Origin of the sequence: Barnesiella sp. CU968 (assembly GCF_905219685.1) — a bacterium.
GTDB lineage: Bacteria > Bacteroidota > Bacteroidia > Bacteroidales > Muribaculaceae > Lepagella > Lepagella muris_A.
The window spans coordinates 1-10,091 of sequence record NZ_CAJMXD010000069.1 but is presented as its reverse complement, the minus strand read 5'-3'; the positions used below and the strand labels follow the sequence as shown (position 1 = coordinate 10,091).

10 protein-coding genes are annotated in these 10,091 nt (G+C 43.4%); all 10 read right to left on the bottom strand.

Annotated elements, in window-relative coordinates:
• The coding region (locus tag JX312_RS04405; RefSeq protein WP_204457186.1) for an N-6 DNA methylase at nucleotides 1-3,155 on the bottom strand (3,155 nt) is incomplete at its 3' end.
• 4 nt (nucleotides 3,156-3,159) lie between these two features.
• Entirely contained in the window at nucleotides 3,160-3,360 is a 201-nt protein-coding gene (locus tag JX312_RS04400; RefSeq protein WP_204457185.1) for a helix-turn-helix transcriptional regulator, read from the bottom strand.
• Between the two features lie 165 nt (nucleotides 3,361-3,525).
• Nucleotides 3,526-4,734 (bottom strand): relaxase/mobilization nuclease domain-containing protein, encoded by a 1,209-nt coding sequence (locus tag JX312_RS04395; RefSeq protein ID WP_204457184.1) that lies wholly within the window; start codon nucleotides 4,732-4,734, stop codon nucleotides 3,526-3,528.
• Entirely contained in the window at nucleotides 4,731-5,126 is a 396-nt protein-coding gene (locus JX312_RS04390; protein WP_204457183.1) for a hypothetical protein, read from the bottom strand. Before JX312_RS04390 ends, JX312_RS04395 begins: the two co-directional genes overlap by 4 nt.
• A gap of 179 nt (nucleotides 5,127-5,305) precedes the next feature.
• Complete coding sequence (locus JX312_RS04385) at nucleotides 5,306-5,812, bottom strand: DUF3408 domain-containing protein (RefSeq protein ID WP_204457182.1); 507 nt, start codon at nucleotides 5,810-5,812, stop codon at nucleotides 5,306-5,308.
• Entirely contained in the window at nucleotides 5,799-6,686 is an 888-nt protein-coding gene (locus JX312_RS04380) for a toprim domain-containing protein (RefSeq protein ID WP_204457181.1), read from the bottom strand. Before JX312_RS04380 ends, JX312_RS04385 begins: the two co-directional genes overlap by 14 nt.
• Before the next feature lie 87 nt (nucleotides 6,687-6,773).
• Entirely contained in the window at nucleotides 6,774-7,817 is a 1,044-nt protein-coding gene (locus JX312_RS04375) for an AAA family ATPase (RefSeq protein ID WP_204457180.1), read from the bottom strand.
• Nucleotides 7,814-8,143 (bottom strand): DUF3853 family protein, encoded by a 330-nt coding sequence (locus JX312_RS04370; protein ID WP_239653804.1) that lies wholly within the window; start codon nucleotides 8,141-8,143, stop codon nucleotides 7,814-7,816. The genes JX312_RS04375 and JX312_RS04370 overlap by 4 nt, the downstream gene beginning before the upstream one ends.
• 237 nt (nucleotides 8,144-8,380) lie before the next feature.
• Nucleotides 8,381-9,508 (bottom strand): hypothetical protein, encoded by a 1,128-nt coding sequence (locus JX312_RS04365; protein ID WP_204457179.1) that lies wholly within the window; start codon nucleotides 9,506-9,508, stop codon nucleotides 8,381-8,383.
• A gap of 132 nt (nucleotides 9,509-9,640) precedes the next feature.
• Nucleotides 9,641-10,091: DeoR family transcriptional regulator (locus JX312_RS04360; protein ID WP_204457178.1), on the bottom strand; the 451-nt coding region annotated here is incomplete at its 5' end.

The window sequence follows — 10,091 nt, the reverse complement described above, 5'->3', positions numbered from 1 at the left end:
ATTTTAGATTTTTTAACAACTTCAAGTTTGTCAAAAATCTCCGTTATTTTTGACCTGTATTCTTTGATTGTCATTCTGCTAGAGTTGAACTGTTCATCTATAGCTTGACATTCGTTTACAATCTTCTTTTGAATTGGTACTGGAGGTATGGGGAGCTGGACAGATGCCATCCTTTCGGTCGAAGCTCGGTAGGTGCGAGAGAATCCATAAGAAAACCCAACTATTTCAAGAACTAGTGCTATGTAATATGGCTCAATTTCGTTGGTCTTTATTTGCAACACTCCACAATGATCGGTAGGAAAAAACTTCTTCCCTTTTTCCATGTATGAGACCATCCAATCTCCGTCAATTCCCCATAAGATGGAATCTTTCGAAAAATCAACATTTAAAAGTTTATTGATTTTCCCAAATGGTTCTTTCACATTGGCACTGTAAACCGGATACATACCATCTTCTGAAACCTCTGAAGATAGAACCCTTCGGCCAATACTCAAAGCGAATTTATCTTTGTCATTTAGGCGTACTAAGGGATATTTGCTTTTAATCTCAGCAGCTATCCTTGCATTTGGATTGATAGTTATATGAAAACTGGGCAAACCAAATTCCATAAGATCAGAGAGCACATAAGTTTTGGTAAAGGTTTCCAACTCTTCTGAAAGCTGTGTTGATGCTCCAGAAAAAGAATTTCTAATTTTACATGCTAAAGTCCCTCTAGCAAACCTGTCTGAAGCATTATACATTTTGCCACCCGGTGTAATAATTTGAATCCCTTCATTTTGACGTCGGTCGCTCCAATTATAACCAAGGAATTCCTTTTGTTTCTTTGTGTCTGAGGGCGCTGTTATTATTGTAGTTATTTGATTCCTGATTAAAGTGAATACTAGAATCTTTTCATACTCTACTCCTATGATGTACTCATAGATTCTAGATAATTCAATTTGCTGTTTTTCTTCCTCACTTATTCTTTTTGGATATGACTGTTTCGTTTGCAAGAAAGCATTCACATACAGTTTGAAATATTCGTTCCGTAATAAATCCTCCTTTGTAAGGGCTTTTGAAATCATCTGTCGATAAGTATTTTCATCGACTTTGATTTTAGCTAAGTATTCTGAGAAAATTTCTGCATCTTCCCAATTTGTTAAACTCTGCCCAGACAGAATAGATTCTGCTACATCTTTAGCTAAAGCGGCCTGTTTAGGAGGTTCATTGAATCTTTGTAAGAACAAGATTACGGTTGGAGTGTCTGTTGCGCCAAAAGTTTTTCCTTCCAAACTTACTATAGAACGGATATAAAAATTCTTCACAATTAAAGAGCGGGCCTCAACATAACTTCCTATAGCTTTAGAAAGAATAGTTGATGGTAGAATTATGGCTGCAAGTCCGTCCGGTTTGAGCAATTGCGTAGCTCGTTCAACAAACAACGTTTCTATTTCCGAACCGTCATTTGAAATTCTATCCAGCATCTCAAAATTATTATTTTTGAGCTTTAAATGCGACTTGAAGGCGGATACAGCATAAGGCGGATTTGCTACAAGAATATCGAAATTTCCATCTACTATTTCTTTCTCTGGGTAATTTTCAAGTCCATCTCCAAAAATAACATTTGCCTCACCAGCGCCATTCATGAATAATGAAATCTTACTCACTCGGGAAAGTCGATAATCTTTTTCAATACCCCAAATATGTTTTTCTACCCATGAATTATCACTATTAGCTCTTACTTCATCTATAGCAGCGACAGCCTCTGTTAAAAAATGTCCTGCACCACAGGAGTAATCAATAACTTTGGGAAGACCATGTTCTGCAATATAGTTTTTGAGAGGAAGCGAATCCCAAATGAATCGTGTAATGGGCATGGGGGTAAAAAATTGACCCTCGTTCTGCTTGAATCCTTTGCTTAGTAATTGCTCAAAAAGATCTCCTAGAAACTGATGCTTTGAACGGTATACAATACGATAACGCTCAAATAGTTGAACAACTTCGACTAAGATTTTTCCGTTTTGAAAGAATAGCTCTTCATTATGGACATCTTTAAATGCGAAGTCATTATTTGAATAGAATTTGAGAATCTTAATTGTATTATTTAGCTCTTTGATGGCTTCTGCCCGTTGAGCACCTGTATATTGCTTAAAAAGCCGTTCTGCATAATCAGCTTCAACATAGAAAATTTTTTCTTTCATAAATTCTTCCATTCCTCGCTTGTGCAGAAGCTGAAGCCGATCTTGCAGACTCTCATAAGTATCGGTTCCAATCTTATATTGAAACTCAACAACATCCTCATCTTCTTTGCTAATCTCATCAACTAGTTTACATATAAATAAAGCAACTAGCCGGTTAAACGCATTTTCTTTATCACTAACATTGTTATGTCTCAATATTTCCTCAAAACGGTTTACAATTTTAGCATCTGGAGTGAAGTCTTTAAGATTTTTCTTTCTGAGAGGTTGAATGCCGATACGATAGGCAGTTGAATCATCTCCGAAAATGAGATCATTATGAATCTCCTGCATATATGTGTTAGTCCAAACATCGTATAAACTCTTCGCATTCCCAGAAATCGAGGGGTTGGAATATACCAGAACGCTATCATCCTTTTTAGCTAATTTCAAAATATTAGCATCGTCGGAGCAGTTAATTAATGGGTTTTCATGAATTATATTCCCATCAGAATAATCTGAAGTATATAATCCTATCCATTTAACAGCCCTTTCTTGTTGCCAATAAGAGAAAATTTGTCCTCCATCTTCCTTTGTTTGCTTTAACGCTTTCTTATACTCCTGGCCAAATGTTTTACATTCCAAAATAAAAAGCATCGAATTCCCATCAACATCATATACGCAGATATCGGCTCGGCCTCCTTTTTGGTCATGCCCTAAAGTCCAGACCTTTTCCAGTTCAATACTTTCTGGTCTATATCCCTTAGTCAACAATCGGTGAACACACTCAAAAACAACAAAATTTTCTGGTTGGTCAAACCCAGTATTCCGTTCTCTTCCTAGAATAGCAGCAGGATACACCAAGTGGTTATTTGTATAGTCCACTTCCATTATACAATCTCCATATTCCGGAAATTCTTTTGTATAACAATCCGATATGGGATTTTGAATAAATCCCAGTTCAACCAGTAATGGACGAAGATTGGTCTTGGTTATCATAATTCTACCTATTGCTGTTGATCAACTCTTTAATATCGACATCTAGTAATTCTGCAATCCTGTTTAAAGTTTGCAAATCGGGTTGGCTCACATTGGTACACCACTTGGAAACAGTAGATGGATTCTTGCCCAGTTCCACTGCAAGCCACCTGCTTGTTCTTTTCTTCTCAACAAGCACTACTTTAAGGCGATTTAAGTCTTCCATAATTCAACTATGATGATTTGAACGCAAAGTTAATGAAAAATTCTGAGATGTCAATCGAATATGCTAAGAAACATATATGACAGCTATATTCGCAAACCTCTGAGTCCATTAAGGAGCTTGGACGAGAAACGCCGCCGAGGTCTGCTTCTCTCGGCGGCGTTGGGTTTAGTGTAGTTTGGGGCCTTGTCTGCGGCGTTTGGCCTTTTGTTCTTCACGATAGCGATGAAGGGCCTCTTCTATGGTAAGTCCGGGATGGCGGCTCAGCCAAAGTTTGAAATCGTCGGGTAACGCACTACCGTCAGTGAACCCTTCTTGCGATTGTGTGGTTCCTGCGGCTGAGACATGGGATAACTGAGTGACATAGCTCTGCGACTGAGATGCGGCTTGTCCGGCAAAATCCGGATTCGATGAATAGACTCCCGGAGTCATGCGCTGCGGGTTGAATTTTATCCACACAGTAGGCATAGCTCCCTGACATCCGTCAACCTGGATAGCTTTACCGGCAACGTAATCATTAATCTGTTGTGTCGAAAACCGCACACCTTTGTATGATGCGATAGGCACAATGGAACCATCTGCATACATCCATTGAGATTGAGGATGTAACGGTTTGTTGTTGGCCAGATGCTTGGAAATATTGCCTAGACTGAATCTCCGGTCAATCTTCGAGGCGGCGAAACGTTTGCCTTTTCGCGTGTACCATAGACCCTGCAATTCGTTGGTGCCACGCTTATATTTGTATTCTATGCCGACACCAGCCGCCTTTAATCTGGCCTCGAATTGCTCGAAAGTATGGACGGATTTATCATTCCATACTGCGTCAATGGCGTTGAAAATCTCATACCGTATCTTTTCCGTACCACGCAGTTTATTGACATTAGTCTGCTTTTTACCCTCGGAAATGTGCAGCCCGTATTCCTTTGTCAAGTCAAGACAGACAGCCTTGTTGCGACTGAAATCATTCTTATCGGAAATGGTTTCGGCATGATTATCTATTCGGCTGAACACGATATGACAGTGTGGATAATTCTTGTCGAGATGGCGGACAATGATGTATGGAGTATCCACGATGCCCATTTCCTTCATATATTTTTGGGCAATCTCTACCATAATCCGGTCATCAACTTTATCCTTGTCGTTGGCATGGAAGTTCAGGGAAATATGCCCGACCGGATTTTTTAAGTCCGGATTCAAGGCGAGATTGTCCTCAAAAGAGGCGATAATTCCATTTCGTCCTTCTATCGTTGATACATCTTTACAGTCTATAAGACGCCATTCATTACAAGGCGTGCCGTCAGGATTATCCTTCTTTCGGCGGGTGACATAATCGATGCAACCACCAAAACTGCCGCCTTTTGTTATCTTGCCCATCATACGCTGTCGGGGGTATTTCGATAGATTTTTATCAGTGAAAGAACAAAATCCTTGCACTGAATTATCTCTCTGTATGTGCGGACAATCTGTTCCTCCGAGGCACCACCTTTTATAATGGCACCGACAAATTTTGCCGTGCGGTTGAGATTTTCGGCGATTCCCTGAAGGTCGCGGATTGCCTTGACATCTCTTGGCGTGAGCCTTTCCACGACTTTGCAATGCAGTGACGACTGCCGGATATATTCCGAGCGGTTGAGCCCTGCCGTGAGAGCTTTGTCCATCATTACCTGATACTGGTCGATGTCGAATTTCACCGGCACCATGATGGACTTTCGTTCATCAGCCGGGAGTTTGGGACGTCCTTTAGAGGGACGTAAATTGGATTTCTTCATTGGAAATTCTGTTTGAGGTTTGTGACCATCGGGAGCGGAGGGGAGCGAGTCGTTTGAGGATTACTTGTAATACGAAAACATAAACTCGCTCCCTCCAATTCCGAACCCCTACGATAGTTTCGAGGTGCACGAAACTACAAGGACTATTTAGCGGTCAAAATGTAGTTGCAATCACTCGCTCAGAGTTTGCGCCAGATTTCTATGTCCTCGGCATACTGTTTCAGATGCTCTGCAAGGATGGCGTTGGCGTAACTGCTGACTGTGGTGCCACGGTCACCGAGGATTCTGGAAACGCGCTCAAGCTGGACCCACAGGTCGCCCTCGATGTTCAGGGCATGGCGGTTCACCAACTTTGCAGGAGCAAGGAATGTAGCCTTGAACTCGGCGAAATCTGATTTGCGTTGTTGCCTGCCGATACGCTGTTGCTTCGGTGGCTCGGTGGCTTCTGTCGTGGTGGTAGCCTCGGTTGCTGTCTGTTCGTTGTCAAACAGATTGTCAGCGTTGGCAGGAGTAGTGCTGTTAACAGTGTTATCGCTGTTAACAGTATTAGTTGCGTTTACAGCATTAGTGGAGTTGATAGAGTTGTCTGATTTCATAATAAAATCGGGATTAAGGGTTGATACTTTGGATTTGGTTGCATCTGCCAACTCGGTTGACTTCGGTGCGGTGGATTTATTTGTTTTCATTGGGAAGTGTGTTTTTTGTGAAACTTTGGTTGACAAGANGATTATTCAAGTCGTTGAACTCAGAGTATAGAGTGGAGCGGTCAATTACGGTTGAACCATATATGGCTGTCAACTCGGTGAGTGCTGTTCGTCCGGCAGTGTCGTTGTCAAGATAGCAGTTGATTGTTATGTAATCTTTGAGATAAGACATAACCTTGTTGACATTGACAACCGAGTTGAGTATGATTGCGTCGGCTCCGCTGATTATGCCGAGCGTGAGCGCAGAGAGATAATCAATGAATCCCTCGAACACGGCACACTCTGTTGACGGGCCATCTCTCGCCCACGGAAGATATGAGATGTCCTTACGGCCCCGGCAACCTTTGAAATATCTGTTGCGCAGTTCCCAGCCACCGTTGACATTCTCGAATGCCACGGCAAAATAAAATCTGCCGTTGGCACTGTAATGTACCTCCTTGCATTTCGCCTTGGCGATGTGTGCCGGAATGCCACGTTCTTGGAGGTATGCGACAAGTGCGCGGTGTTCCAGTGGCACGACCTCTAACTGTTCCATGCTCGGTGCGGATTGTCGCTGAAATGAAGTGGAAGAGACTGTCTGCACCGATGGCACCGGGCAACTGTCGGCGATGCAACGCATGAGATAGCGCAGGTCGTTTGACCTATACATCTCGACTGCAAGGTCGATGATATTGCCACCTCTGCCAAGTCCGAAATCATACCAGCAGTTGAGCGTGGTTTCCACCTTAAACGACGGCGTATGTTCCTGTCGCAACGGTGACTTATACCATAGCTTCGTTCCTTTTCTCGCCGTCGGTTCATGTCCGAGTTGAGACAAGAAGTCGGCTAAAGGGATTGATTTAATCTCTTTTATCATGGGTTCTAAAATGTTTGGGTGAGCTGGTTCTTGGTTCAGTTCCTATTTATATATGCCCTTTGCTAAACCAAACCAAAATTGTGGTTTTCAATAGTAGAAATCCGGATTGTAGATATACTCGCGGTTCTCGTAGCGAATCATTCCTTTGTTGTCAAGAAAGGTCTTCAACCCCTTGACCTTATTGTTGGAATAGGAATGACCGCAGGCGGCATATCCGGATTTCAATGCCGCCTCGAAGTTGCGGCAACCTTTTATCGGGCCGTTGGCGAAAACTAATGCCAACGCCTCGCGGTGCTGTTCCTCGGTCAGCTCCTTGTAGGGATAAGGGTCTTTGGCTTTCTTTCCCGGCTCGGTAAACACATATCCGCTTGCTATCTCCGGCAGTCCGTAGTCATTAACGCGGAAGGCAAACGGATCGAACTCGGCGGCGCGTATCATGGCGGCACATACCTCCGACACGGTATCATCGGTTTTACTACGGCTCACCTGAAGTACGGTTTCAGCCTTGTTGTTCAGTTCAGTACCTACATGACCACGGGCATTGTCATCACTCTTGTTGAGATGCAGGACGGTGTGGATATGTATCTGGAACTTGTCGGTCCACTCCATCAGCTTACCAATGAGGTCGGTGGATTCCTTGGCGCAGTTGATGTCATACATCAGGTCGCGCACACCGTCGATAATCACCAGCCCGACGCCGGGAGTATTGATTATTGCCTGTTCTATGACTTCAAGGCGCAATGAGGGTGTAAGCTGACGCAGGGCAGCAAATTTCAGATTCTCCGGATGGATGTCGGTCGGCAGTTTCGCAAGTCGCAGGGCGCGCTCCATGACCTTTTGGCAATGGTATGGACTTTGCTCGGTGTCGAAATAGAGGATTGTGCGCTTGTCGTCGGGGAACTCTGCGGTGTACCCTAAGACTTTTCCATTGACGAGCGCTGCCCCGACGATGGCAGCGACATTGAAGGTCTTTTTACTCTTTGCCTTACCAGTCGATGCCGAGAAGTTGCCAAGAGTGCCGATGACACTGCCGTTGGCATACAGCACCTCCGGCGCAGTCTGAATCTCATCGGTGATTCTCAACTGCTTTTCCTCCCAGAGTCGGAGGATGTCTTGCTTTACTTCGCTCACTTTTCACCTCCTTCCTTATAAGCCTGCATAAGGTCTAATGCTTTCTGGGCATCTATGACTATTTTTCTGCCAGATTGAGTAATGGCATCTTTGATTACGCCACTGTTCTTGATGCGGTGTGCGGTAGCCTTGCTGCATTGGAGAAGCTCGCAGAGGCCCTTGATTCCGTAAACGAGCCATCGCTTTGCAGTAATGGCAACATTTTCGTCAGAGGTAACGCTTTCGGCAGCGGTCGTGGTCTTGACAAAATGAGAGTCAAGTAATTCTAAAAATTGTTCTCCGGTGTACTGCCAGAGAGGAAGTTTGAGTAACTGGTCTTTTGTCATTCGCAGTGTGGGTTTGAGTTATACTTCCGCCCTCTGAGAGAGCGTATCCGAGTATCTCCCGGACACTGCAAAATTACAACTGGTTATGAGTGGTCTGTATGTGGATTACTATTCTCCACTTACTAAAACTACCCATCAGAGTATCAGGCTCTAACGGGTAGTATCATAAGTTCTTTAAAGTGGAAATTTGAGTGGTGAAAGTGGTGCGCGAGTGGTATCTTTAAGTCGCACAAACTCTCATGCTCGTTTTTTATGGTTTTTGAGGATTCTGTCAATCTCATCAGCATACTCCCTGCTCGACACACTGGCATCATCGCCGCGTGGATGACAATACTTCTTTTCATAGTAGCTCCACTGAATATCAAGATGAGCGAGAATATCCTCGCGCCACGCTGCTTTGTGCTTGGCCGGAACAATCTCGTATAATTTCGATATGAGATAGCACGCCTTGATTTTCTGTTTTGGTCGTATCTTTATAGGTTCATGCTTACCATGAAGATTGAGCGATGAATGGAACTGAGTCTCGGTGCTATCGAAAACATCAGAGCAGATTTCATATAATTCCGACACAAGAATCAATGGGAACAATTCTTCTTCCCATTGGCGGCATGATTTCGTATTGGTCTGAGTTTGTTTTACAGGTTGTTCAGGCGCGGGATAACTGCCATTGTGAACCTGCATCTTTTGTATAAAGGTTTCTCTGCATTTCGGATGTAACTGAATTTCACATGGCGGAAAGTATCTTTCCACCGTGATAAAAATTTTGCGACAGACATTTCGCAAGTCATGGTACACATCGAATGAAGGTTTCAACAGAAATTCATCATATTCAACGCTTTCCTGCAATTTCTTAAGAAATTCCCGTTTCTTTTCAAGCCATCCTTCACGGGTTTCGGCCATATGGAATTGTTCGATTTCCTGTTTGTATTTATCTATCGTCCAATCGTCAGGCACCGGGATTTTATGGCAAGCCTTTAGCGCGTATTCATAATGAGCGGCAATCATATAGAACATCTCCACTTCTTTAAGGAAGTGGTTGCTTTCGTAGCCGTCTATCATATCTGCCTTGGATTTATTTTTACGTTCTTTGTCCAATTTATAGAATACATTCTGGAATGTATCTATTCTTGTCGCAATCTCAGCACAGTAATTTCTGGTCTGGTTAGCTTGCACCTTTCCGATTTCTCCGGAGGCGTGGGATTCGATGATAGCGTTTTCGATGTCGATAGAGCAAAGGTTACTGGTGGTTTCGGCAATTCGCTTGTATAAAATTGTATCCTGTTTGGCTACCAGCGGAACTTTCGTAAGCTGCCTCAGGTCTTCCAATATTGGCACAACATCTCGTAATGTCGTAGGGGTTGGCATTTGCGGGTGGTGTTTAACGGGTTGATGAATGTGAGTACCAATAAATCTTAACAATACCTATTGGAATGTTATGAAATTTTAGCACTCAGTATCTCAAACAACAAGCGACCCAAAAGTGTTCGCCCGCAAGATTCAATGTTTAAGGATATCCCATCTGCCCGCTCTGGTACTGCCTTGGCGCAAGATTACGCCTTCCTTTTGCAAAACGTCTAAGTCGCGACGTATGGTAATTTTTGCCACATCTTCCTTAGCAGCTAACTCAGACAATGTAATTGTGGGATTCTCAGATATGTATCCAATGATGCGCAACTGTCTCTCAGATAATTTTATGTGCTCATTTATGTGCTCATTTATGTGCTCATTCGGTGAACCATAAGGATTTTCGGCATTGACTATCTTCAGTTCGAGTTTAACTTGCATCAGCTCAGGTTGCTCAATGAGCTGAGGTTTCAGCCAGTGCTTTTCCTGCCATGCGTTGAGAATGAGAGGGAAACCGGAACCAAGATTCTCTCCATAGCCTATCATACGGAGCATGTGCTGCATCCGCTGGTTACGTGCTTNGGACTCTCCTCCGGCATATATC